Below are 23971 nucleotides of genomic sequence, written 5' to 3'. Positions count from 1 at the left end.
AGGAAAAAACATGACTCATTATTCTTATATGTTGGCGGGGGCGGCGTTGAGTGGCGGCGGTGGCTTCAGCCATTTTTTTGTCTTGCTGATGGCCTTCGTCCTGGCGTGCTTCATTGGTTATTTTGTTGTCTGGTCGGTGACGCCGGCCCTGCATTCACCGCTGATGGGCGTTACCAACGCCATTTCATCGGTGATTATTGTCGGGGCGATATTGGCCTTGGTCGGCGGCGACGATGGCGCGTTTGAATTATCGCCGAATAAGCTGTTCGGTTCGGCGGCGGTGGTGTTGGCGGCGGTGAATATCGTCGGCGGGTTTTTGGTTACGCAACGTATGCTCGCCATGTTTCAAAAGAAAAAAATCGTCGCGAAAAAAACCAGCGCGAAAAAACGGGGTAAGAAAAAATAAATGACAAACATCGCACCTTATCTTTACCTGTTGGCCGGCGTATTATTTATTTTGGCGTTGAAGGGTTTGTCGCACCCCGATACATCGCGGCGCGGCAATTTGCTGGGCATCATCGGCATGGTGGTGGCCATTGGCACGACGCTTTTGCTGTTGCCGATGCAAACTATTTTATGGTTTTTGCCGTTGTTTTTATTGGGCGGCGCGATTGGCGGCGTGGTGGCGCGGCGCATCAGCATGACCGCCCTGCCGCAATTGGTGGCGGCATTTCACAGTTTGGTCGGCCTGTCGGCGGTGTTTGTCGCCGCCGCGGCATTTTATCGGCCGGATAATTTGGGCGTCGAATTAATCGACGGCAATATTCCAGTTGGTAATTTGGTGGAGATGTCGCTGGGCGGTATCATCGGCGCGATAACTTTTTCTGGCTCGGTCATAGCCTTTGGCAAGTTGCAGGGGATAATTTCCGGCAACCCGGTGCGGTTTTTTGGCCAGCAACTATTGAATTTGTTATTGGCGGTGGGGTTGGTCGCGGGGCTGGTGATGTTTTGCCAAACCGCCTCGCCGATGTATTTTTGGGGGCTGATGGCGGTTGCGTTTTTGCTGGGCTTCCTGCTGATTATTCCCATTGGCGGGGCCGACATGCCGGTGGTGGTGTCGATGCTGAATAGCTACTCCGGCTGGGCGGCGTCGGGCATTGGTTTTACCCTGGGCAATGTGGCGTTGATTATCACCGGCGCGTTGGTTGGGTCGTCGGGGGCTATTCTTTCCTACATCATGTGCAAGGGGATGAACCGGTCGATATTTAATGTAATTTTTGGCGGGTTGCAAGATTCCGGCCCCGCCACCAAAAAATCAACCGGCCCGCAAAAACCGGTGAAGCAGGGGTCGGGCGATGACGCGGCGTTTTTAATGCGCAATGCCGCGTCGGTGATTATTGTGCCGGGTTACGGCATGGCGGTCAGCCAGGCGCAACATGCGTTGAAGGAAATGGCCGACATGTTAAAAAAACGCGGCATCACGGTGCGTTACGCCATTCACCCGGTGGCTGGGCGCATGCCCGGGCATATGAATGTTTTGCTGGCCGAGGCGTCGGTGCCATATGACGACGTGTTTGAATTAGACCATATCAATCGCGATTTTGCCACCACCGACGTGGCGTTTGTTATTGGCGCGAACGATGTTACCAACCCGTCGGCCAAAACCGATAGTTCCAGCCCGATTTATGGCATGCCGATATTGGAGGTTGAAAAATCCGGCACGGTGTTATTTATTAAACGTTCGATGGCGTCGGGTTACGCCGGCGTGGAAAACCCATTATTTTTTAAAGACAACACCATGATGTTATTCGGCGATGCCAAGGCCGTGGTCGAAAAAATTATTAAGGCGTTAGAAAGCAATTAATTTAATGAAGCAATGGGGCATTGCGGCATGGCTATCCCCCACCGTTTTTTTCAAAAAAAAACTACTTTTCCGCTTGCAATTTTTTACAGAAAAGTTAAAATTATCGCATGAAAAGATTTTATTTGTCCTCAATCTTGGTGGCCGCGATGGCAGTTATGGGCGTGTTTGGCGGTGGCCGGGTCGCCCATGCCGAAACGACGAAATTGACCCTGTTGCAATTTAATATATTAAATGCTGGCGGCAACGAGGCCGGATTTAAACAAACCATAAAAATTATGAAAGAAAGCAAGGCCGATATTATCGCCCTGTCGGAGGTTCGATTGGACAACCCCGATGAAAAAAACCCGGGGCCGACCGGCCCATCGATAACGCCGAAATTGGCCAAGGCCATGGGTTATTATTATTATGACCAATCAAATTTTTATGACGCTGACAAAAAACGCACCGGCGACCACCCCGCCATTTGGGCAAATGCAATTTTAAGCAAATACCCAATTGAAAAGGGCACACCGCTGGGGTTGGGGGCGGAAATCAATCTCAACAATGGTCGAAAGATTTATGTTTTTTCGCTGAACCTTGATTATAAACCATACCCGCCCTATCAAATTAACAATATCGAATATGAAGGTTACCCCTTTATCAAAACGGAAAAGGAAGCCATTCATTATGCCGAGATTGCCCATGGTGCCGCTTTTAAAGAATTAAGCGCGGAGATTAAAAATGAAACAAAAAAATCGGACGCGGTGATTGTCATGGGTGATTTTAACGAACCATCGCACCGCGATTGGACAAAGGCGGCGGTGGCGGCGAAATTACACCCGGTCAAGGTTGCTTGGCCCACCACGCAGAAATTGGAAAAAATGGGTTTTGTTGATACCTATCGCGCCATCAACCAAGATGAAGTGGCAAAACCCGGCTTAACCTGGACACCGACCACGGCCCAAACCGACCCCGAAGACCACCACGACCGAATCGATTTTATTTTTGCCAAGGCAAAAAATTTAAAAGTAAACAGCAGTATGGTAATTGGCGAAGACAAGCAACATGCCGATATCGCCATTGCGCCCTGGCCGTCTGACCATCGGGCGGTGGTCTCGCAAATCGAATTTTAATTTATTACTAACAGCATGGCCGGCACCAGCGTTAGTAAACAGGCCAGTGTGGTCAAGTATATTTGTTCGGGGTCTTGCAAGTAGGGAGCTATTTTAGCCAGCGTCTAAAACCATTCATTATTCTTTAAAGAATAATACTATAATTCTATTCGGCGATGCCAAATCGGGGGCAAAAAATATTAGGATGCGGCATCGATAAGATTATCCTTTTTCCCAAATTCTTCTACAATGCATAGCGCTATTAACTTATTAATAATTTTATTTTTTTCTATAGCAATGCAAGAATGAGAATTATCATGCTTATTCGGTTGGTGTTCTATAATAATAGTTTTTTTTATTTTTTCTTTTATTATATTTTTGGTTTTACCAACATTCAATTTTAGAAAACGATGGCTTTTTTTTAATTCTAGATTGATAGAACCTCTGATAAAATTAATCTGAGATTTTGTATTCGGATATTTGATTATATCATGCTCTAGCCAGTTTACAGATATACCTTGTTCGTGCTCTCTTAGCATAAACGCCTCAGACGTAACAGTATTTTTCTCAGCATCTAGCCAAGAGCCTTTAATATGACGAAGCACATTATCATTATCAGGTATGTTTTTTTTCATTGATGATTCTGTCTAATCTATCATTTTTAATTTGTCTAATAACGTTTTCTTTCTCTTGATATACAAAATATCTAGGAACATTTTTATTTCCTTCTTTAATAATCGCCGCTAGCTCTATGAAGCCATCTTCTAGAAATTGAACTTCTATTCTTTCTCCCGCCCCTTTAGACCAAACTATTTGGAATACACCATTTTCAAGTAAAAAAACTGATGGCAAATCAAAATTACCAGTAGAAAGAAATGCCAACAGGTTCGTTTGGGATGTTGCATTTGGTCTGATTTTTTCATCCTCTTCTCGTGTCCTCTGAATAGCTTGTGCAATCTTTTTTTCTATTTCAAATTTAATATTAGCGTTATAATATGAGTTGTTATCATCTATATTTAAAATAGATTTGATAATACTCATTTGACGGCCAGATTGGCGTGAAATGTAATTAAATCTCTCCGATTGTTTTAGACCATTAAATAAATTTAATGGCGTAGCAGACTTCTCCAAATTATTGAAAGAAGACAGGGGCAGGGGCAAAGCGTATGTCATTTTTAAAACTTACTCGGGATCATGATTCTTTATTACTTTTGCGTCCAATATATTAAAGAATAAATTTTTAACCTTTATATGCATTTCATCTAGAACTGAGTCCTGATTTTTTATTGTTGTTAATAGAGAGCGTATGGTTAGGTCTTCTTCAACATTTTTTATAACATCTATGTCAATTCTAATACCATTGGTTGCTTCATATGTTGCTTCGCCATTAATTTTAACCTCAGCTGGTGCTGATAAATTAAGTATAGTACTTATAGCATGATTTTTTTCATCTTTTGTGGTAATTATAAAATGGAAAATATCTTTTTGGTAGTTTTGCTCTAATATATTTAATTGTATTTTTAAAGAGTCCAAGTGATTGCTAGGGTTAATTAATCTGCTATTATCTATAACATCAATGTATTTTAAACTGAAGCGATTTATAGAGGTGTCGTCTGTGCCCTCTTGTAGAATATCTAACACTTTAAAAATTTTCTGCTTAAAAACGTCCCAACCTGGATAAGGATATTTAGCAACCAGGTTAAGTGCTTTCTCTCCCACTCCAATAAAAATTCCATCTAGGGAGATTATATTTAACATTGCGTATTCGAATTGGGGCTGAGAATCCCTCACGGGCTTTGGCAACACAGATTCGTTGGTGTTAATAATTTCTTTGTTTTTATATTCTGAATCAACATTGTTATAAATAGTCCCAACGATTGCCTGATAAGCTTTAAAGGGATGCCTGAACCTTATTTCAAATACGGCATCAACCAGCGGCAAAATTTTAAGTCTTTTAGGATGTTGCGCCATTTTAATTTCTTTCATATATTAGACACAGCATATTTAACACTATACCAACCTTAGCTTGATTCAAGCAATATAGCAAGGAAAAATAACCTTAGTGATATGGTTTTCCTAATTCGTCCCTACCGCCGTGCCTCAACGAACGATTTGACAATGGGGTTTTGGCTGGCGAACATTTCGGCGGGGGTGCCCTGCCAGGCAATAACCCCCTCGTGCAACAATGCAACCCGGCTGGCGGTGTGGCGCACCGTGTCCAAATCGTGGGTGATGGTTACCGCGGTCGCGTTATAGGCGCGAATATTTTCCAACACCAAATTGTCAATCACGCGGCACATTAATGGGTCAAGGCCGGCCGTCGGTTCGTCGATAAATAATAATTCGGGCTTCATGAACAATGCCCGCGCCAAGCCAACCCGTTTTTTCATGCCGCCCGAAATTTCCGCCGGAAACAAATCTGCGTTGTCGCGCGTCACACCGACCCGTTCCATCAATTCAATCGCTTGGGCGCGGGCTTCATCCTTTGACAATTGTTTTGTTTGGTATGCTTGGAAAGCAACATTTTGCCACAAGGGCAGGGAATCAAATAACGCCGAATATTGAAACAACATGCCAATTTTTTTAAAGGCCTCAGTCAATTTGCCGCGCGACGCCGTGGTGGGTTCGATGCCCAGCAACGACACGCGGCCGCTGTAACGCACATCCAACAGGCCAAGGATTGATTTAAACAACACCGATTTCCCCGAACCAGACGCGCCAATAACCGCCAAGGATTCGCCACGCGCCAAATCAATCGACAGGTTGCGCAGAACCTTTTTCTTGCCGAACGCCACCGACAGGTTGTTGACGGTGATAAGTTTTTCTTGGCTATTCATTTGGTTATTCATGGGTGCGATGGTCATGTTTTTTATTTTTTATTTTTTATTGATACCACCAGATGGTGATGAGGAAGTTGGCGATAAGGATAAGGATAGAGGAGCTGACCACGGCGCGGGTGGTGGCAATGCCGACCCCCTCGGCCCCGCCGCCGCAATGATACCCGTGGTAACAACCCATCAGGGCAACGATAAGGCCGAAGGCAAAGGCCTTAATCAAACCGCCGAACACGCCGCTGAATGTTATCGCCGCCCAGGCATTGTTAAGGAAAACGTCGCTGGGCAGGCCGGCCTGTTGCACCGCCATGATGTAACCGCCGAAGATGCCGAGCAAATCGCCGACCAACACCAACAATGGCATCATCAACATGGCCGCCAATAATCGCGGAAAAACCAAATAGGAAAATACGTTGGTGTTAAGGGTGTGCAAGGCGTCGATTTGTTCGCTGACCCGCATAGTGCCCAATTCGGCCGAAATGGCCGAACCAATACGGCCGGCGACCATCAACCCAACCAACACCGGCGATAATTCCTTAATCATGGCGAACACCACCAAGTTGGGCACGGCAACCGGGGCCAGGCTGGCGTTTAAACTGCCGATGGCTTGAATCGCCAGTACCATGCCGCTGAATATCGTTGTTAAGCCCACCACCGGCAAGGAATAAAAACCAATCTCGGCCATTTGCGCCAACCACAGGCGTGGGTAATAGGGTGGCACAATACCCGCCAACAGGCCGCGCATAAAAAACAATAATATCGCGCCCGCCGAATCAACGACGGCCAAAACCGTTTGGCCAATCGTGCCGAGCAAGGAGACAAAAGCGGTGGCGATTTTTTTTATAAAATTCATTACCCTTGTTTGTAGCACAGCTCGCCGCCGTGAGCAACAATGAGCAACAAATGGGTAATTAATCGGCAACCCAAGTGCCAACCATGCGCCGGTGGTATTTTTATAAATATGAAATGGCCTAGAAATACGGTGGTTAATATCGCCCATTTGTGTTTAAATTTTGCCAATGACGACAATCGGTGGTGTGGTGGTTTTGTTTTATTAATTTATTCTTTATAGTGCTATGGTGATAAATCGCAAGATAGATAGGCGACACCCCCAAAAAGAAACAAAGGGGGAATTAAGGACAGCGTGACAGGGTAGAGAATACCCGAGGTAGCAAACGACCGGCGGTATAAATTAGGTATCTGGTCAATATAAAAATGTAACTTAAATAGGAAACAATAAGAAAGACATGATAAAACAATCAAGCAAAAAAATAATATCAACCAAAACAAAAAAAACTTCACTAACTATACTAATCGCAATAATAACCGCTGGCTTATTATTGCCCGCAACCATATCACATGCGGCCGACGAAACGCGTCGCCCGTCAGGCGATAAAGAGGTTTGCAAATCGGTGCGCTTCGCCAACCCGGGCTGGTCCGATTTAACCATCAGCATCGGCTGGTCGAGCACCATATTACGCGCCATGGGTTATGTGCCGAAACAGGTATCGGTCGGGTCAACACTGGTTTACGAGGGATTCAAAAGCAACAACATCGATGTTACATTGGGCGATTGGTTGCCAGCGGGCGAGGATTTGCAAAAAAAATACCAGGGCGATTTTGTCATGTTGGGCACCAACATGCCGAGGGTACGTTACAGCCTGGCGACGACGCCAACCGCTTACAAGGCTGGCCTGCGCACGTGGCAAGACATCACCAAATTTAAAAAACAATTAAATGGAAAAATTTATGTTATCGAGCCTGGATCGGCCGGCAACAAACATGTGCAGGAGTTTTTAAAAGACATCGATGCCGACAAAGATTTCCAAGTTGTGGAAACATCGACCAACGCCATGCTGAGCGCGGTTGAAAAAAATATCAATGGCTATGTTGTTTATTTGGCGTGGGAACCCCATTGGATGAGCAAATATAACCCGCAATACCTGGCGGGTGGCGAAAAATGGTTGGGGGTCGAGGGCAAGGTGATGACCCAAGCGCGAAAAGGTTACGACAGCGATTGCCCCAACCTTGCCAAATTTTTTGGCAATTTAGCGTTCGACGTGGGCGAGCTGAACAAAATGATTATCGAGGTCGACATTAACAAAAAACCCGTCGAGCAAGTGGCGCGCCATTGGTTGCAACAGCACCCGGCTCAGCTGGAACGGTGGTTAAAGGGCGTTAAAACATTCGACGGCAAACCGGCATTACCCATCGTAAAAACCGCCCTCGGCATGTATATCGGGATGTAGTGGGGTGGGGACTTATGAAATAGGTGTCTAGCGTTTTGTGGAAAAATTGGCTATGGGTGCGGGCATGAAGGAAACATTGCGGGTCATAACCGCGGGCAGTGTCGATGATGGAAAATCCACCCTTATCGGGCGGTTGTTGTTCGACGCCAAGGTTTTAACCCGCGACCAATTGGAAATTTTGCATGAGGATGGCACGACCGGTTCAGCTGGCGGCGCACCCGATTTCGCCGCCCTGACCGATGGTTTAATCGCCGAAAAAGAACAGGGCATAACCATCGACGTGGCCTATCGCTACTTCACCACCGAAACCCGCCGTTACATTTTGGCCGATTGCCCGGGGCACGAGGCCTATACCAGAAACATGGTTACCGGTGCCTCAACCGCCGATGTGGCGATTATCTTGCTCGACCCGACCAAGTTGGATTTTACAAAAGACGGCGATGAATTGTTGCTTATCCAAACCAAACGCCACAGCGCGGTGTTGGTGATGTTGGGGGTGCAACATATTATTGTCGCGGTGAATAAAATGGACGCGATAGCTTTCGACGAACAAAAATATCAAAAAATCGCCGAGGCTTACCTCGGGTTTTATAAAAAACTTTGGCGGGTGTTGCGCCAGCCAAAAAATGGCAATGGTGCAGAAGTGGGCGTAGGGGCGGTAAGCAACCCCATGATTATTCCCATATCGGCCAAGCAGGGGGATAACATCGTTGATAAATCAAAAAACCTCGGCTGGTATGATGGCGAGCCCTTGCTGGCTTACCTTGATAAATTATCGGTGCTTGGCGGTGAAAAATTGGCCAACCAGATTGGCGGTATTTTGCCGGTGCAATATGTGCTGAAGGAAGGCCAGGGGGTTGGGGTGAAATTTCGCGGTTACCAGGGGCGGATTGAAGCCGGCCATTTTAAAACCGGTGACCAGGTGCGGGTTATGCCGGCGGGGGCGACAATTGCCATCAAAACCATTTATAACGAAAATGGTGAGGCAACCGATATGGCGACGGCGGGACAAACCATCACCATGCAATTCGATGGCGAGGTCGAGGCCGGCCGTGGTAATTATATTGTCAAGCTGGCGGTGCCGCATGGCAAAGAAGATTCATCAGCCCCATTGCCCGCGCAAGCCACCACCAATTTACAACACAGCATGTTATGTTGGTTTGATAACGACGCGTTGAACCCCAATACAAAATATATTTTGAAACACACGACGCGCGAAACATTTGTTAAATTATCCGACATGGAATTGATGGACCTGAACAATATTGCAACCGACAGGGCCGCCGTAAGCGGAGCGGTAGGGGATAAGGTCGTGGCGATGAACAGCATTTTTTCCGCCAATATAAAATCGCAACAACCGATTGTGGCCGCGTCCTACTACGGCAATCGCAATTTGGGGTCGTTTATCCTTATCGACCCGGTTACCCACCACACCGTTGCCGCCGGCGTGTTGGCCGAATGATTTAAAAAAACCTGGCTGGCCCCGCCGAATCGGCTAAAGAAGCGAGAAAATAACGGCGCGCCACCGCTTTTTTTGTATTTTGTGACTATTATTGTTTATTTTATTCTTGTGTTTTTTATAACTTGTTCTATAGTGAGTAGTCTTTCTTTTTTAGGATTACTGAGGTTGGGGCGGCCTTCCCTAAAGATGAGGCAACAACCATTATGATGATTGGAGGAAATACATCATGATAAAATTATCAAATAAAGCAAAATTATTTGCTTTGAGCGTTTTTGCGACGGCGGTTTTGGCCACTGGCCCTGCCTCGGCAAAAGACAAAGACGTTTGCAAAACCGTGCGTTTTGCCAATCCGGGCTGGTCAGATTTGACCATCAGCATCGGCTGGGCGAGCGCGATGTTGCAAGCGTTGGGTTATCAAACGTCACAAACCCAAGTTAGCACCGCTGTCACCTTTGCTTCTTTAAAGAACAAAGACCTTGACATCATGCTTGCCAACTGGTTGCCGTCTGATGCAGACCTGGAAAAACAATATAAGGGCAATTTTGACACCCTTGGCACCAACATGGCCAAGGTTCGTTATACCCTTGCCACCACCCCAGCCGCTTACAAGGCGGGTCTGACCAAATGGCAAGATATTCCAAAATTCAAGGCGCAATTGAATGGGAAAATCTATGGCATCGAACCCGGTTCGGCTGGCAATAAACACGTCACTGATTTCTTGAAAGAAATCAAAGCCGATAAGGATTTCCAAGTTATCGAATCCTCGACCAACGCCATGTTGTCCGAGGTTGGTAAAAAAATGGATGGTTATATCGTTTACCTGGCGTGGGAACCACACTGGATGAGCAAATATAACCCACAATACCTCGCCGGTGGCGAAAAATGGTTGGGTGCCGCGGGTAAAGTTACTACCCTTGGCCGTAAGGATTATAAATCCGACTGCCCCAACGTGGCCAAATTCTTTTCTAATTATTTGATGAACGTCGATGAAATTAGCAAATTGATTGGCATGGTCGATATTGAGAAAAAACCCGCCGCTGGCGTGGTGAAGGCCTGGTTGAAAGCCAACCCGGCGCAAGTCGAAAAATGGATGAAGGGCGTCACTACGTTTGACGGCCAACCCGGCATGCCAGCGGTGAAAACCGCCCTCGGCATGTAATCAAGCATTTGATTGCTTGATTGATATTGTGGTTTTCACGATATAAAATCCCCGCCGGCAATTTGACAACGATGTTGTTATCTTGTCGGTGGGGATTATTTTATTAAATTTTTTATATTTTATTTTTAAGCGGAGAGTATCATGGAATATGGTTTTGTTGGCCTGGGGCATTTGGGCGAAAAAATGGCGGGTTGTTTGGTGCGCGGCGGTTTGCAGGTTAAGGTTTTCGACCTGAGCAAAGACGCCGTGGCGCGTTTGGTGAAAAAGGGCGCGACCGCCGCAACCTCGGCCAGTTCTGCCGCCACCGGCGTCGATGCGGTTATTACTTGCTTGCCGTCGCCCGCGGTGTCGGAACGGGTGTTGCGCGAGATGCTGCCGGCATTTAAAAAAGACGCGGTGTGGATAGAAATGAGCACGCTTGACCGCGATAACATCATGCGCCTGAGCAACGTGGCGGACGAGCATGGCGTGAAAACATTGGAATGCCCTGTCACTGGCGGTGTGCATTTGGCCGATGTGGGCAAGGTCACGGTGTTGGTTGGCGGTGATAAATCGCTGTTTGAAAAGCACGAGCAGGCCCTGCGCCTTATCGGCTCGCGGGTTTTTTTCATGGGGCCGGTTGGTGCGGCGGCAATTATCAAGGTCATCACCAACATGTTGGCCTTCATCAATTTGGTCGGCTGTAGCGAGGCCCTGATGCTGGCAAAACGCGGCGGGCTTGACCTGGGCACGGCCTACGAAGCCATCAAGGCGAGCTCGGGCAATAGTTTCGTGCATGAGACCGAGGGCGCGCTGATTTTAAATGGTAGCTACGACATCGATTTCACGATGGACTTGACGTTAAAGGATTTGGGTTTTGCCTTGGGCTTTGGCCGCGAATTTGGCGTGCCCCTGACCTTGGCCTCCGCCCTGATGCCAACTTTTTTAAGCGGCAAGGCGGCCTATGGCGGCGACGCACAATCGACGCAAATTGCCAAATTGCTGGAGGATTTATTAAAAACCGACCTGCGCGCGCCTGGCTACCCCGCCAAATTGGTGGCGGATGAATAAATTAAAAAGCTACTTGGCTTTCGTCGTATGTAGAAACGTTTTCAATTATCACAATATTTTTACTATTATCTACATGAAATAATATACTTATCTTACAAATTTTTGGGTTAGTTTTGTATAAGAAATATGGAATTCCATTCGCTCGGAGAGGCGTTGCGCCGTCAGTTGGCATCACCAATAATTTTTCTATCAAGAGATTGAAAAATTTTAGAAGGTCAGTATCTTGCTGCATCTCATTATATTGAGATTTTGCATTTTCTGACAATTCTACTTTATATCTAGGCATTAGATTTTATAGAAAGTTGTTCAATAGTTCTTTTTGCTTCTGTTATATCTTTTTCATCTATAGGCGCAGGTTCAGCAAATAGATAAGCTCCCAACGGCATTTCTTCACCATCGGGAGTAAGCTCATAGACATTATCATGAGTATCGTCACTTGCTTCTTGAGCAGTTTGATTGCATATTTTATTTATAAAATTATCTATAATTTGTTTCTCATTACTCGATAAGCTTACTGTAAAATTATTTTTGACAGAGTACAGAGTCATTTTATATTCATTTTCTCCATAATTGCTAATTTTATTAGCAAAGTCTATATATCCGTTTAGTGTCAACTCTCGAATATAAGAAGGCATAGAGAACACCACTGGGCCATATTGGCGCTTGGCATATTTTTCTTCCGTGATTGTGCGCCCATTTTCTTTAAGATAAGAAATATCGGAATTCCAAATAATTTTATTGAGTCGAACTGCGCCAAGCTTATAGTTTTTATCTTGGCACGTTTTTATTATGTAAAAAATTACGCTATAAATTTTTTTATTTTGCATATTACTACCACTCGTTGCTTGTTGCACAAATTATGCCATATCTTAACATAGATATTTATAGAAATCTATATCGCTAGTTGTCCTTACGGGTAATATTCTTTGTAATTTTTGTCGACAGATATTACCCTAAGCATCATAAAAAAAGGCAGTCGAATGACTGCCTTTTTCATATTCAAACGCCCATACGGGATTCGTCGTGAATGGTGGCATTATAACCCTTGGCCTGATGCCTGTCAAGTTAATTTAGAGAGGGTGCATCGGTAAGCATCTGTCCATCTATAGCTTTGTAATTTTTATTGCCAATTGTTATAATGGGACATGGCACAGGAAAATCCAGTTTTGGTTGAGGTATGTCGCGGTGGCCGTGTCGAATCGGTGCATCGTGGCGCGGTGGTGGTTGCCGATGGCGATGGCAAGGTGGTGTGGTCGGCGGGTGATGAGACGCAGGTTTCTTACCCGCGGTCGTCGTTAAAAATGTTTCAGGCCTTGCCGGTGGTGTTATCGGGCGTTACCGAATCCTTGCGGCTATCGGGCGAGGATTACGCTTTGCTGTTGGCATCGCACAGCGGCGAATTGCCGCACACGCGGCGGGTGGCGGCGTTGTTGCAAAAAATCGACCTGACGATGGATGCGTTGGAATGCGGGTCGCATAACCCATATGACCATGCGACCAGTTTTAATTTGGAAAAACGCGGCGAGGCACCATGCCCCCTGCATAATAATTGTTCCGGCAAACACAGCGGCATGTTGATGCTGGCCCATGCAAAAAAAACCGACCATAAAAATTATATCGACCCGGCGCACGCGGTGCAGATCGAGATTGCCAAGACGATAGAAAAATTTTGCGACGTAAAATTATCACTGCCGGCTATCGATGGTTGCTCTGCCCCGACCTTTGCCCTGCCGATGGTGGCGATGGCGCGCGGCCTGGCGCGGTTTGGCGCGCACGCCGGCGATGACCAGGCCGGTGCCGATTTGTTGTTGCAGGCCGCGATGGCGCACCCCTATTTCGTGGCCGGCACCGGTCGCCATTGCACGATGGTGATGGAAACATTGCCCGGCAAGGTTTTTGTTAAAACCGGTGCCGAGGCATTTTACGCCGCGGTTATTCCGCATCTTGGGCTTGGCGTGGCAATAAAAATTGATGATGGGGCGGAGCGGGCTTCTCAATTGGCGTTAAACGGCGTGTTGCATAAATTGGGGTTGGTGGATGATAAGGCCAAAGAACGCATAACCTTAAGCAAGGAATTGAAAAGTTTTCGCGGTCTGGCGGCGGGCGAGATGCGGGTTGCGCAAAACATTTTTTCTTGATAGAGTAATCCCATGCCCAAAATAAAAGTCAACAACCCGGTGGTCGAATTGGACGGCGACGAAATGACGCGCGTCATGTGGGCGATGATAAAGGAAAAATTGATTCTACCCTATATCGATATTGACCTTAAATATTTTGATTTGGGGATTGAAAGCCGCGATAAAACCGATGATGCCATCACCGTTGATGCGGCGAAGGCGATTAAGCAATATGGTGTTGGTATCAAATGTGCCACCATCACGCCGGACGAGGCGCGGGTCAAGGAATTTAATCTTAAAAAAATGTATCCGTCGCCCAACGCGACCATCAGAAATTTTTTGGACGGCACGATTTTTCGTGAACCAATTATTTGCCACAATGTGAAACCATTGGTGGTTGGTTGGGATAAACCGATAGTCGTCGGGCGGCATGCCTTTGGCGACCAATATCGCTCGACCGAAATTATTGCCGATGGCCCGGGCGATTTGACGTTAGAATTTGTGCCGGCGGGCGGCGGTGCGCCGATAAAAAAATTGGTGCGGCATTTTGATTCGGCCGGCATCGGCCTGGCAATGTTTAACAGCGACGCCTCGATTATGTCTTTCGCCCGCGCCTGTTTTCACTATGGTTTGCAAAAAAATATTCCGGTTTATTTTTCGACCAAAAACACCGTGTTGAAATTATACGACGGCCGATTCAAAAATATCTTCCAAGAAATTTACGACAAAGAATTTAAGGCTGAATTCGAGAAGGCCAAGCTTTTTTACGAACATCGCCTCATCGACGACATGGTGGCGCAGACCATTTGGGGGCACGGCGGGTATTTGTGGGCATTAAAAAATTACGACGGCGATGTGCAATCCGACATGGTGGCGGCGGGTTTTGGGTCGCTGGGGTTGATGACATCGGTGTTGTTATCGCCCGATGGCAAAACGGTCGAGACCGAGGCCGCCCACGGCACGGTGACGCGCCATTATCGCGATTACCAGGCGGGCAAGGAGACCTCGACCAATCCGGTGGCGTCGATTTTTGCCTGGACCGGCGGGTTGCGTTATCGTGGCAAGATGGATGGCAACGCGCCGTTGCAATCATTCGCCGACAAATTGGAAAAAATTATTGTTGGCACCATCGAGGCCGGCCAGGTGACAAAAGATTTGGCGGCGATTATCGGCGACGCAAATCGCTATTTGACGACTACACAATTTTTGGATATGGTGGAAAAACAATTAAAGGAAAGTTTTTAAAACCATGGTATCGTTGATTGCATTTATTTTTATGTTGCTGGGCATGGCAATGGCGTTGGTGATATTGGTGCTGGGCGTTGTCAATATGGCGATGGGCGGCGAATTAAATTATCGTTGGAATAACATGCTGATGCGTTATCGCATCGGCGCGCAATTGTTTGCTATCGTTATGTTTTTGGCTGGGTTTTTGCTGGCGCGGCTGTATTAGCAATTGATAGATGGTTAAATTAAATAAAATTTATACAAAAACTGGCGACGATGGCACCACGGGGTTGGCCGATGGGTCGCGCCGTTTAAAAAATGATTTGCGGGTGGCGGCCTACGGCGATGTGGACGAAGCCAATAGTTTCATCGGCCTGTTGTTGAATGGGTTGACGAATGCTGAGGTGGTCGAGCAATCGACCGGCGGGCAATCTGCTGGCGCGGTAACCCGCGACAACATGGTTACGGTGCTGACCGCGGCGCAACATGACATGTTTGATTTGGGGGCCGATTTGGCCAAACCATTGACGCTTGTCCCCATTGCCCCCAGCCACGATTTGCGAATTGTGGAAAAACAAGTTCAATCGTTGGAATTGGTTATCGACACATGGAACGATGCCTTGCCCGCGCTGGAATCTTTTATTTTGCCGGGCGGTGGTTATTTGGCGGCCGTGGCGCATTTGGCGCGCACCGTGACGCGCCGCGCCGAGCGCAGTGCGGTTGCGTTGCAGGACATGGAGGAGGTCAACCCGCTGGCCATTCAATATCTCAATCGTTTGTCTGATTTGTTATTTGTGCTGTCGCGCATCTTGGCGCGCGATCCGCGGTTCGGCGGCAAGGGCGAAGTCATGTGGAAGCCCGGCAAGAACAGATAAAAAATTTATCAGCCACCCTTACCACCCCAGCATGACCGAGGCGGCGGCGAGGCCGGCTTCATCGGTCAGGGAAACATGCACCACCGGCGTCGCATTTTTTGGCATCAGGCTCCTCGCCCGTTTCAACGCCCCACCATGAAGCACCATGGTTGGCTGGCCCGACATTAAATGCACGACCTCCATATTTTGCCACAGCACGCCCTGGCGCATGCCAGTGCCGAGGGCTTTGGAGCAGGCTTCCTTCGCCGAGAATAACATGGCGTAACGGGCGGTGCGGCGAATTGGTTTGCTGTCGCAATAACGCCGTTCGCGTTCGGTAAAAACATATTCGGGAAAACGTTTGGGGAAGCGTTGCAAGGTTTTTTCAAATCGCGAAATTTGCGCAAGGTCGATTCCCGTGCCGACAATATGGCTGATGGGCTTTATGCCTTGCCCGGTATTTTTGGCAAGCGCGACAAGAAATTTATTCGACATAAAATGGGGCAAGGTATAAGAGGTGTTTTAAATTTTCTTTAAGCGCGTTTTATCTCAAGCACCATTTCTTTACCAGCTGATTTTATTTTTTCAATAATTTCTTTGACTTGGCGCAGGCCGAATACCTCGATGTCTAAAATAATTTCAACATGGTCCTTGGTGCGCAGTTTAAAAAGAACGTTGGCGATGTTGCTACCGGTTTTGGTCAAGACATCGGTCACCAGGTTCAGCGCGCCCGGGCGATTTTTTAAACTTAATAATAAACGCGAGGTGAAGATTTCCTGATGCGCCGATTTTTTTTGCCAGTGCACCGCTATCATCCGGTCGGGGTGATGTTGAAAAGGTAAAAGTTTTTTACAACCCAAGCGATGCAGGGTCAGCCCTTCCCCTAAGTTAATAACGCCGGCAATTTGGTCGCCGGGCAGGGGGTAGCAACATTCGGCAAATTTTAGCGAGACATCTTTGGTGAAATGGCGAATATCGACAATCTCGGCGGCTGATTGTTTTGCTTTCTTTTGCCGGGCGCGGTAAATCGTGACGCGTTTCATTTCGGGGTAAAGGACGAATAAAACCTCACGCGCGCTGATTTGCGACAGGGCGATAAGGCGATATAATTGCTCGTCGCTGGCCACGCCAAATTTTTTATATACTTTTTTTAGGTTGAGCGTCACGTTGTTGGTTTCATCGGGCGTCATCAACCCCAAGCGCAACAATTCGGTTTTCAGCAAATCTTGGCCTTGGACGAGGTAGGTTTGCTCCTTCCGCTCCTTCAATTTTTTTGTCACAAAGGTTTTGGCGCGCGCCGTTTTCAACCAATGGAGCCAGTTTTGTTCTGGCATAATTTTTTTATCGCTGGTGATAATTTCGACCGTGTCGCCATTTTTTAAATTGGTGTAGAACGAAACCTGCCGCCCATTGACCAGGGCGTGAGAAAATTGCTCGCCGACTCGGCTATGCACCGCGAAGGCAAAATCGAGCGGCAGGGAATTAATCGGCAGTTCGTAAAAATCACCCTTGGGCGAGGAGACATAAATCCGGTCGGTGTAGAGGAAGGTGCGACTGCTGTCTAAAAAACTTAGCTGGTCAGATTTTTCCTCCTCGATGGCGGTAAAAAAATCCTTGAGCCAGGTCAAGGCGGAATCGTGATAACGTTGGTATTTGTTTTTAACATCGGCGTTGTGGCCGCCGTTACCATTGGCTTCATGTTTGTATAACCAATGAGACGCCAAACCATTTTCGGCAAAATCATCCATCGCGTGGGTGCGAATCTGCACCTCTATCCTTTTGTCGCCCGGGCCGATGATAACGGTGTGCAGGCTTTGGTAGCCGTTGCTTTTCGGCGAGGAAATATAATCTTTCAGTTTGGTCGGAATGGTTTTGTAACGTTCGTGCAACAACCACAAACACAAATAACAATCGCGCGTGTTGTTGACAACGATGCGAAAAGCCATGATGTCGGACAGGTCCTCCATCTGACGTTGCTTCTTTTGCATTTTTTGATAAATCGACCAATGGTCTTTGAGGCGAAATTTTATCGCCCCCTCCATCTTTTCGATCTTTAACAATTCCTCCAGCGTGCGCGTGATGTCGTTTACATCTTGCTCGCGGTATAGAAAATTTAACCGCTTGTCGATTAATTCGTAGCTCACCGGGTGGAGCTCTTTAAAGGCCAAGGACGCCAATTCCTCGCTCCAACGTTTTAGGCCGATGCGCTCGGCCAATGGCACGTAGATTTCTAATGTTTGCTCGGCGATGCGCGCGCGGCTGTCGGGGTTTTGTTTGCCGGCCAGGGTGCGCATGTTGTGCAATCGGTCGGCCAATTTGACAATCAAAACGCGGATGTCGCCGATGCTGGCGAGCAAAAGTTTTCGTAAATTTTCGGAATCTTTTATCTCGCGTTCGCTTTCCTCCAAATGGGCAATTTTGGTCAGGCCATCGACCAAAAACGAAACCTCCTCGCCAAATTGTTTTTTGATTTGCGATAGTTTGATGGTTGTGTCCTCGACCGTGTCGTGCAACAAGGCGGTGATGATGGTTGCATCGTCCATTTTTTTTTCGGTGAGGAGTTGCGCCACCGCCAAGGGATGTTCAAAATAATCGCGCCCCGAATGGCGTTTTTGGTTTTTATGGGCGGCGACGGAAAAATCATAGGCCGCGGCCAACAATTTTTCGTTGATGTTCGGGTTATAATTTTTAACCGAAGAAATGAGCTGGTCGGCTTGCATGGTGCTGTATTTGCTAATCCCCTTATGTCTTATTTTACCACAAAATTATGGTTTAGCAAAGCAAACTTAATGTTTGATTTTTTGCCAATATTCTTCCAATTGCTGTGGCGACATTGCGGTCATCGATTTTTTATCGCGGGCGATAAGCCGCGTCATTTTTGCAAAGCGGCGGTTAAATTTTTGATTGGCCTGTGCCAGGATTTTTTCCGCCGACAGGTTCATCTGTTCGCTCAAGCAAACCACGGTGAAGATAATATCGCCCAGCTCTTCCTGTTGGTTTTTTTTATCGCCATTTTTGAGCGCGGCCTGCAATTCCTTTATTTCCTCCTGCAATTTTTCCAACACCGCCGCTTCGTTCGGCCATTTGAAATTTTTTTTCATGGCGCGGCGGATGATGCCCTGGCTGGTGGCAAGTGGGTTGCTGAGGATTCCACGAAAGATTGACATGGTGTTTTTTATAGCATAAAGTCTGCAAAAAAATATGACAATAGAGAGTTTTTGGCGCGAGACGCTGAAGGATAGCAAAAAACTTACGGCCTTGGCCATACCGATTATTTTATCATCGGTGACCACGGCGGCACTGGCCATAACCGATAGTTATTTTTTATCACGACTAGATTCGCCGGTGCCATTGGCCGGTTATGGCTTGACAGCAACTTTCTTGGTGGTTTTTTATGCCACGGTTTATGGTTTTTTAAATCCCCTGGTTATTATGGTGGCCCAGGCGGCGGGCAGTAAACAATATAAAAAAGTGGGGGAGGTGGTTCGCGTCGGCTGTTTCATGGCCATAACCGCCGGGTCATTGTTTGGGCTGTTGATGTTTGCTTGTTATTTTTTGTTGCGGTTATTTGGTCAACCGATTGAGGTTGTGGCGGGTGTTTTTGGTTATTGGATTACGGTGTCGCTGTCTATTGGTTTTTGGGCGACTGGTTACGTGATAAAGCAAACGTTGGATGCGTTGCAAAAACCATGGACGGCAACGTTGATTTACTCTTCGATGATAGTTGTCAACTTGCCCTTAGCCTATGGGTTTATTTTTGGGGTGGCGGATTGGTTGCCCGCCCTTGGGTTGGCTGGCGCGGGGATAGCGTGGTTGATGGCTGACATGATATCTAACGCATTATTTTTTTTGTATTTCTTCTTAAACCCCAGCATGAAAAAATATCATGGCACAAAAAATGGTGGTGGGGCGAAATGGTTTTTGCGAACGCCGCTTGATAAAAAAATTATTAAGAACTTTATAAAAAATTCTATCCCCGTTGCGATAGAAAGTTTTTTTGAAGTCGTTAGCTACGCCATGCTCGGCGTTATGGTTGGGTGGTTTGGGGTTCAGGCCTTGGCGGCAAGACAAATCAGCAATGGCTTTTTGGAAATGCTTTACATGATACCACTCAGCATGACCTACGCCACCACCATTGTGATAGCCGACATTGTTGGCAAAAAACAATTCTCAAGGTTGCGCATCGCGGGTGGGGCGAGCTTGATGATAGTCAGTTGTTTAACCCTGTTGTCGGTGGTGTTTTTGTTGTTGGTTGGTAACAGCGTGGCCACGTTTTTTGGCGCGGGCTTGCCGTTGGCAGATGTTATCATTCCGCTGGCGGCCGGATTTTTGGTGATTGGCGCGGTCAGCCAGATGGTTGACGGGTTGCAATCGACCATGCTGGGGGCGTTGCGCGGGCTTGGTGATTTTAACTTTTCAAGCATCGTTAGCATCATTGGTTATATGTTGGTTAGCCTGCCGCTGGCCTATATCTTTGGCTTTCATATTTTTCATCACCCGATGGGTATTATTGCGGGCTTTATTGTTGGTGTGTTTTTGGTCGGCATGATTTTGGCAGTGCGGTTTTGGCAGAAAACGAATTTTAAACGCGCCTAATGTCTTCGCTGGTTTTTAAAAATCTGATGGCTTTTTTTGCGGCCAGGTTTTATAGCTAAAACATGACCGATATTCGCAAAATATTTCTTGATTATTTTAAAAACACCGGCCACCGTGTGGTGCCGTCGTCGTCGTTGGTGCCGCACGACGACCCGACATTGATGTTCGTCAATTCGGGCATGGTGCAATTTAAAAATATATTTTTGGGTTTGGAAAAACGTGATTATCAAACCGCCACCACCGCGCAAAAATGCGTGCGTGCCGGCGGCAAGCATAACGATTTGGACAATGTTGGCTACACCGCGCGCCACCATAGTTTTTTTGAAATGCTCGGCAATTTTTCGTTCGGCGATTATTTTAAAGAACAGGCGATTCACCATGCGTGGCAAGTTGTCAGCCAAGAGCTGAAATTGCCGCGCGATAAACTTTGCGTCACGGTCTATCACGATGACGAGTCTGCCTATAACCTGTGGAAAAAAATTGCCGGCCTCCCCGATGATAAAATTATCCGCATCGCCACCAACGACAATTTTTGGCAAATGGGCGACACCGGACCCTGCGGGCCATGCTCCGAAATTTTTTATGACCATGGCGATAAAATTTTTGGCGGCCCACCGGGGAGCAAAGACCAAGACGGCGACCGCTTTGTCGAAATTTGGAATTTGGTTTTCATGCAATATGAAATGCAGGCCGCCGGCAAGCGGATAGATTTACCCCGCCCGTCTATCGATACCGGCATGGGGCTGGAGCGTATCACCGCCGTGCTGGAGGGCGTTGCGAACAATTACGACACCAGTTTGTTTACGCCGTTGATTGCCGCGGTTGAGGCCGCGCTTCGCCAAAAACCAACCGAGAAAACCATCGCCTCGTTCCGCGTTATCGCCGACCATTTGCGCGCCATGGCGTTTTTGGTTGCCGACGGGGTTGCGCCATCGAACGAGGGACGGGGTTACGTCCTGCGCCGCATCATGCGCCGCGCCATGCGCCACGCCCACATGTTGGGCAACGACCGGCCATTGTTTGGGCGGCTGTTGCCGAGCTTAATCGATGTGATGGGTGGGCATTACAACGAATTGAGCAAGGAGCAAAAAAATATCAACCAAGTTTTTTTGCGCGAGGAAGAACAGTTCGAAGAATTGTTGGCGCGTGGCATGGGGTTGTTGAATAAGGAAATTGAAAAAATTCCGGCGGGAAAGGATTTGCCTGGGGCGGTGGCCTTTCAACTTTATGACACCTTTGGTTTCCCGCTCGATTTAACCATCGACATCATGCGTGGCGATGGGCGCGGGGTCGAGGTCGCGGGTTTTGATAAGGCGATGGCCGAACAAAAAAAACGCGGCAAAGAATCCTGGGCCGGGTCGGGCGATAACAAGCAAGCACCAATTTGGTTTGCGTTGAAGGAAAAACATGGCGAGACAAAATTTTTGGGCTATGACGGATTATCGGGCGACGGCGCGGTGATTGCCCTGCTTGATAACGAATTGCAATCGATGGCGCAGTTGCCGGCGGGTGATGATTGTTGGCTAGTGCTTGACCAAACGCCGTTTTATGGCGAGGCCGGCGGGCAAAAGGGCGACCGCGGCACGCTCGATATTAACGGCGTGCAATATCAGGTGAAGGACACAAAAAAATACCAGGGCATTATCGTCCACCATATTACCGCAACCGAAAATCGCGGCGCGGTAAAAATTGGCGATAAGGTTTCAGCGCGAGTCGATGAAGCCTGGCGCAACGGCGTGCGCGCCAACCATTCGGCAACCCATCTGTTGCACGAGGCATTGCGCCAGGAACTGGGCTCGCATGTTGCGCAAAAGGGTTCGTTGGTCGCCAACGACCATTTGCGTTTTGATTTTTCGCATCACGAGGCGATTGACGCGGCGCGCCTGGCCCAGATTGAATCGGCGGTGAATGACCGCGTGGCTAGGGGCGGGCGGGTGATAACAAAAACCATGGACAAACCGACGGCAGAACAGTTGGGGGCGATTGCCCTGTTCGGTGAAAAATATGGCGACGCGGTGCGGGTGGTTTTCATGGGGGCGGCGACCGATAAATCGGCGAACAACGAACGGCAACATTTTTATTCGATAGAATTATGCGGCGGCACCCACGTGGCCGATGTCGCCGAGATTGAACATCTGATGATAGAGCGCGAAGAATCGGTGGCGTCGGGCGTGCGGCGCGTTACGGCCATAACCGGCAAGGCGATGGTGCATAAAAAATTGGAGATAGAAATAAACGCGTGGCAGGCAAAAATAAAAGCGGCAAATAAGGCGAGTGTATTTCCACCGGTGCCGACTGAGATTATCGAAAAGCAAGCTATGATAAAAACCCTGCAACAGCAATATGACGCGGTGATGGCGAATAACAAAAAACTGGCCAAGGAGTTAGCCGATAAAAAAATTGCGGCGGCATCAAATCTATCGCTGGCTGATGGTGAAAAACACCCGAGTCATGATTTTATCTATGTGGGTAAAAAAATCGATGGCGTTACCGGCCGCGACCTGAAACCCATCATCGATAATATCAAAAAAAATCCTGACCTTGCCAACAGCGTGATTGCCCTGTTGGCGGTTGACGATGGCAAGGTCGCGGTCGCCATTGCGGTCAATGGCACGGCGCGGCAAGCTATCTCGGCCGGCGACATTGCCACCATGGCCGGCAAAATGCTGGGCGGCAGTGGCGGCGGTCGCCCCGATTTTGCCATGGCGGGCGGAAGCCTGCCATCCACAGAGAGGGCAGGCGGAAGCCTGCCAGCCACAGAGATGGCGGGCGGAAGCAACATCACGGTGGCCGATGATACAATGGCGGCGATTAAAAAATTGGTGCTGGCATAATTTTACGCCAAGCAAAAAACCAATCGTTGGCGATTACCCCAACAAGGTGGCGATGGTGTTTTGTAGCGCGCCCTTGCCCAGGTTGCTGTGCGCGCTGGTGGTGATGATGCTGGGCAAGCAATGGGCAAATTTTTTTATCGCATTTTCGGTTTTTTTTATTTCGGCGGTTAATAATTTTTCTGGCACCTTATCACATTTTGTAAAAATCAATTGGGTCGTCACCCCGCAATCGAACAACAATTGTATCGCCGCCAGATCGATGGTTTTCAACCCATGCCGCGCGTCGATTAGCAAACACATCAGCCGCAGGTTGGGGCGGGTCGATAGGTAAGCCAAGATGGTGTCTTGCCACATTTCGGTTTTACTGCGGGCGGCGCGGGCAAAACCATAACCCGGCAAATCGACCAATAAAAACGGCATCCGGTCGCGCTCGCCACTGCCAAATATTTTTTCAAAGAAAAATAATTCCTGGGTTCGGCCCGGGCTTTTCGATTGCCGTGCCAAATTTTTTTGCATCACCAGGTTGTTAATCAACGATGATTTGCCAACATTCGACCGCCCCCAAAAGGCAACCTCCGCCAAATGCCCCATCGGCAATTGTTCGGGTGCGGCCGCCACCGCCAATAATTGCCAGCCGCCGTGCCAATAACTTTCCCATTTTTTTGTCATGCTTCAATAATGGGGCAATGAATGA

Annotated in this window: 23 protein-coding genes; 13 read left to right on the top strand and 10 right to left on the bottom strand. The window is 47.8% G+C overall.

What is annotated here, in order from left to right:
* The first annotated feature begins 10 nt into the window (after positions 1 to 10).
* The 3 genes from QM529_00390 to QM529_00380 all read left to right on the top strand — a co-directional run bounded on the left by QM529_00390 (position 11) and on the right by QM529_00380 (position 2916).
* Positions 11 to 406, top strand: a complete 396-nt coding sequence (locus QM529_00390; GenBank protein ID MDI9313127.1) for a proton-translocating transhydrogenase family protein — start codon at positions 11 to 13, stop codon at positions 404 to 406.
* Entirely contained in the window at positions 407 to 1804 is a 1398-nt protein-coding gene (locus tag QM529_00385) for an NAD(P)(+) transhydrogenase (Re/Si-specific) subunit beta (GenBank protein MDI9313126.1), read from the top strand.
* 107 nt (positions 1805 to 1911) lie between these two features.
* Positions 1912 to 2916, top strand: coding sequence for an endonuclease/exonuclease/phosphatase family protein (locus QM529_00380; protein MDI9313125.1), 1005 nt, complete (start codon positions 1912 to 1914; stop codon positions 2914 to 2916).
* A gap of 179 nt (positions 2917 to 3095) precedes the next feature.
* On the opposite strand, the gene QM529_00375 is transcribed toward QM529_00380, so the two are convergent.
* From QM529_00375 to QM529_00355, 5 genes are all read right to left on the bottom strand, one after another.
* On the bottom strand, positions 3096 to 3530 hold the full coding sequence (locus tag QM529_00375; protein MDI9313124.1) for a hypothetical protein: 435 nt from the start codon (positions 3528 to 3530) through the stop codon (positions 3096 to 3098).
* Positions 3511 to 4068, bottom strand: a complete 558-nt coding sequence (locus tag QM529_00370) for a hypothetical protein (protein MDI9313123.1) — start codon at positions 4066 to 4068, stop codon at positions 3511 to 3513. The genes QM529_00375 and QM529_00370 overlap by 20 nt, the downstream gene beginning before the upstream one ends.
* 9 nt (positions 4069 to 4077) lie before the next feature.
* Complete coding sequence (locus QM529_00365) at positions 4078 to 4881, bottom strand: TIGR04255 family protein (GenBank protein ID MDI9313122.1); 804 nt, start codon at positions 4879 to 4881, stop codon at positions 4078 to 4080.
* 101 nt (positions 4882 to 4982) lie between these two features.
* Positions 4983 to 5759: an ATP-binding cassette domain-containing protein gene (locus QM529_00360; GenBank protein MDI9313121.1), complete on the bottom strand. Its 777-nt coding sequence runs from the start codon at positions 5757 to 5759 to the stop codon at positions 4983 to 4985.
* A 19-nt stretch (positions 5760 to 5778) separates the two neighbouring features.
* Positions 5779 to 6582: an ABC transporter permease gene (locus QM529_00355; protein MDI9313120.1), complete on the bottom strand. Its 804-nt coding sequence runs from the start codon at positions 6580 to 6582 to the stop codon at positions 5779 to 5781.
* 394 nt (positions 6583 to 6976) lie between these two features.
* Between QM529_00355 and QM529_00350 the strand changes: the two genes are divergently transcribed.
* From QM529_00350 to QM529_00335, 4 genes are all read left to right on the top strand, one after another.
* Positions 6977 to 7978: a glycine betaine ABC transporter substrate-binding protein gene (locus tag QM529_00350; protein MDI9313119.1), complete on the top strand. Its 1002-nt coding sequence runs from the start codon at positions 6977 to 6979 to the stop codon at positions 7976 to 7978.
* 64 nt (positions 7979 to 8042) lie between these two features.
* Complete coding sequence (locus QM529_00345; GenBank protein ID MDI9313118.1) at positions 8043 to 9440, top strand: GTP-binding protein; 1398 nt, start codon at positions 8043 to 8045, stop codon at positions 9438 to 9440.
* 226 nt (positions 9441 to 9666) lie between these two features.
* Complete coding sequence (locus QM529_00340; protein ID MDI9313117.1) at positions 9667 to 10599, top strand: glycine betaine ABC transporter substrate-binding protein; 933 nt, start codon at positions 9667 to 9669, stop codon at positions 10597 to 10599.
* A gap of 141 nt (positions 10600 to 10740) precedes the next feature.
* Positions 10741 to 11649 carry an NAD(P)-dependent oxidoreductase gene (locus QM529_00335; protein ID MDI9313116.1) on the top strand — a complete coding sequence of 303 codons (909 nt, stop codon included), beginning with the start codon at positions 10741 to 10743 and terminating at the stop codon, positions 11647 to 11649.
* A gap of 278 nt (positions 11650 to 11927) precedes the next feature.
* Here the strand turns inward: QM529_00335 and QM529_00330 are convergent, their stop codons facing one another.
* Entirely contained in the window at positions 11928 to 12503 is a 576-nt protein-coding gene (locus QM529_00330; protein ID MDI9313115.1) for a Panacea domain-containing protein, read from the bottom strand.
* Positions 12504 to 12794: 291 nt separating this feature from the next.
* Between QM529_00330 and QM529_00325 the strand changes: the two genes are divergently transcribed.
* Genes QM529_00325 through QM529_00310 form a run of 4 tightly spaced genes read left to right on the top strand, consistent with a single transcriptional unit; the run spans position 12795 to position 15868 of the window.
* Positions 12795 to 13787, top strand: coding sequence for an asparaginase (locus tag QM529_00325; protein MDI9313114.1), 993 nt, complete (start codon positions 12795 to 12797; stop codon positions 13785 to 13787).
* A 12-nt stretch (positions 13788 to 13799) separates the two neighbouring features.
* Positions 13800 to 15011: an NADP-dependent isocitrate dehydrogenase gene (locus tag QM529_00320; protein ID MDI9313113.1), complete on the top strand. Its 1212-nt coding sequence runs from the start codon at positions 13800 to 13802 to the stop codon at positions 15009 to 15011.
* Between the two features lie 4 nt (positions 15012 to 15015).
* Positions 15016 to 15219, top strand: a complete 204-nt coding sequence (locus QM529_00315; protein ID MDI9313112.1) for an HIG1 domain-containing protein — start codon at positions 15016 to 15018, stop codon at positions 15217 to 15219.
* A 10-nt stretch (positions 15220 to 15229) separates the two neighbouring features.
* On the top strand, positions 15230 to 15868 hold the full coding sequence (locus QM529_00310; GenBank protein MDI9313111.1) for a cob(I)yrinic acid a,c-diamide adenosyltransferase: 639 nt from the start codon (positions 15230 to 15232) through the stop codon (positions 15866 to 15868).
* 18 nt (positions 15869 to 15886) lie between these two features.
* Here the strand turns inward: QM529_00310 and acpS are convergent, their stop codons facing one another.
* The 3 genes from acpS to QM529_00295 form a co-directional block, all read right to left on the bottom strand.
* A complete protein-coding gene (gene acpS / locus QM529_00305; protein ID MDI9313110.1) occupies positions 15887 to 16342 on the bottom strand; it encodes a holo-ACP synthase in 456 nt (151 codons plus the stop codon).
* A gap of 38 nt (positions 16343 to 16380) precedes the next feature.
* A complete protein-coding gene (locus QM529_00300) occupies positions 16381 to 18567 on the bottom strand; it encodes a RelA/SpoT family protein (protein MDI9313109.1) in 2187 nt (728 codons plus the stop codon).
* A gap of 66 nt (positions 18568 to 18633) precedes the next feature.
* Positions 18634 to 19014, bottom strand: a complete 381-nt coding sequence (locus tag QM529_00295; protein MDI9313108.1) for a MazG nucleotide pyrophosphohydrolase domain-containing protein — start codon at positions 19012 to 19014, stop codon at positions 18634 to 18636.
* A gap of 34 nt (positions 19015 to 19048) precedes the next feature.
* Here QM529_00295 and QM529_00290 point away from each other — a divergent pair, with 34 nt between their 5' ends.
* Together QM529_00290 and alaS are read left to right on the top strand one after the other, a co-directional pair.
* A complete protein-coding gene (locus QM529_00290) occupies positions 19049 to 20443 on the top strand; it encodes an MATE family efflux transporter (GenBank protein ID MDI9313107.1) in 1395 nt (464 codons plus the stop codon).
* A 62-nt stretch (positions 20444 to 20505) separates the two neighbouring features.
* Positions 20506 to 23277, top strand: coding sequence for an alanine--tRNA ligase (alaS, locus tag QM529_00285; protein MDI9313106.1), 2772 nt, complete (start codon positions 20506 to 20508; stop codon positions 23275 to 23277).
* Positions 23278 to 23310: 33 nt separating this feature from the next.
* Here the strand turns inward: alaS and yihA are convergent, their stop codons facing one another.
* The gene (gene yihA / locus QM529_00280) at positions 23311 to 23946 is read right to left on the bottom strand and encodes a ribosome biogenesis GTP-binding protein YihA/YsxC (GenBank protein ID MDI9313105.1); all 636 of its coding nucleotides are present in this window, start codon (positions 23944 to 23946) and stop codon (positions 23311 to 23313) included.
* Positions 23947 to 23971 lie beyond the last annotated feature (25 nt).

The organism is Hydrotalea sp. (assembly GCA_030054115.1).
In the GTDB taxonomy this organism is placed as follows: domain Bacteria; phylum Pseudomonadota; class Alphaproteobacteria; order JASGCL01; family JASGCL01; genus JASGCL01.
Note: the sequence above shows the minus strand (reverse complement) of the source record. Positions and strands in the feature narration are given on the sequence as shown.

Excerpts from the sequence above, each read along its gene's own strand:
- QM529_00370 (MDI9313123.1), bottom strand. The coding sequence starts at position 4,068 with ATGACATACGCTTTGCCCCTGCCCCTGTCTTCTTTCAATAATTTGGAG.
- QM529_00315 (MDI9313112.1), top strand. The coding sequence starts at position 15,016 with ATGGTATCGTTGATTGCATTTATTTTTATGTTGCTGGGCATGGCAATG.
- QM529_00360 (MDI9313121.1), bottom strand. The coding sequence starts at position 5,759 with ATGACCATCGCACCCATGAATAACCAAATGAATAGCCAAGAAAAACTT.
- QM529_00290 (MDI9313107.1), top strand. The coding sequence starts at position 19,049 with ATGACAATAGAGAGTTTTTGGCGCGAGACGCTGAAGGATAGCAAAAAA.
- QM529_00310 (MDI9313111.1), top strand. The coding sequence starts at position 15,230 with ATGGTTAAATTAAATAAAATTTATACAAAAACTGGCGACGATGGCACC.
- QM529_00335 (MDI9313116.1), top strand. The coding sequence starts at position 10,741 with ATGGAATATGGTTTTGTTGGCCTGGGGCATTTGGGCGAAAAAATGGCG.
- QM529_00300 (MDI9313109.1), bottom strand. The coding sequence starts at position 18,567 with ATGCAAGCCGACCAGCTCATTTCTTCGGTTAAAAATTATAACCCGAAC.
- QM529_00350 (MDI9313119.1), top strand. The coding sequence starts at position 6,977 with ATGATAAAACAATCAAGCAAAAAAATAATATCAACCAAAACAAAAAAA.
- QM529_00365 (MDI9313122.1), bottom strand. The coding sequence starts at position 4,881 with ATGAAAGAAATTAAAATGGCGCAACATCCTAAAAGACTTAAAATTTTG.
- yihA (MDI9313105.1), bottom strand. The coding sequence starts at position 23,946 with ATGACAAAAAAATGGGAAAGTTATTGGCACGGCGGCTGGCAATTATTG.
- QM529_00375 (MDI9313124.1), bottom strand. The coding sequence starts at position 3,530 with ATGAAAAAAAACATACCTGATAATGATAATGTGCTTCGTCATATTAAA.
- alaS (MDI9313106.1), top strand. The coding sequence starts at position 20,506 with ATGACCGATATTCGCAAAATATTTCTTGATTATTTTAAAAACACCGGC.
- QM529_00380 (MDI9313125.1), top strand. The coding sequence starts at position 1,912 with ATGAAAAGATTTTATTTGTCCTCAATCTTGGTGGCCGCGATGGCAGTT.
- QM529_00390 (MDI9313127.1), top strand. The coding sequence starts at position 11 with ATGACTCATTATTCTTATATGTTGGCGGGGGCGGCGTTGAGTGGCGGC.
- QM529_00320 (MDI9313113.1), top strand. The coding sequence starts at position 13,800 with ATGCCCAAAATAAAAGTCAACAACCCGGTGGTCGAATTGGACGGCGAC.
- QM529_00340 (MDI9313117.1), top strand. The coding sequence starts at position 9,667 with ATGATAAAATTATCAAATAAAGCAAAATTATTTGCTTTGAGCGTTTTT.
- QM529_00325 (MDI9313114.1), top strand. The coding sequence starts at position 12,795 with ATGGCACAGGAAAATCCAGTTTTGGTTGAGGTATGTCGCGGTGGCCGT.
- QM529_00385 (MDI9313126.1), top strand. The coding sequence starts at position 407 with ATGACAAACATCGCACCTTATCTTTACCTGTTGGCCGGCGTATTATTT.
- QM529_00345 (MDI9313118.1), top strand. The coding sequence starts at position 8,043 with ATGAAGGAAACATTGCGGGTCATAACCGCGGGCAGTGTCGATGATGGA.
- QM529_00295 (MDI9313108.1), bottom strand. The coding sequence starts at position 19,014 with ATGTCAATCTTTCGTGGAATCCTCAGCAACCCACTTGCCACCAGCCAG.
- acpS (MDI9313110.1), bottom strand. The coding sequence starts at position 16,342 with ATGTCGAATAAATTTCTTGTCGCGCTTGCCAAAAATACCGGGCAAGGC.
- QM529_00355 (MDI9313120.1), bottom strand. The coding sequence starts at position 6,582 with ATGAATTTTATAAAAAAAATCGCCACCGCTTTTGTCTCCTTGCTCGGC.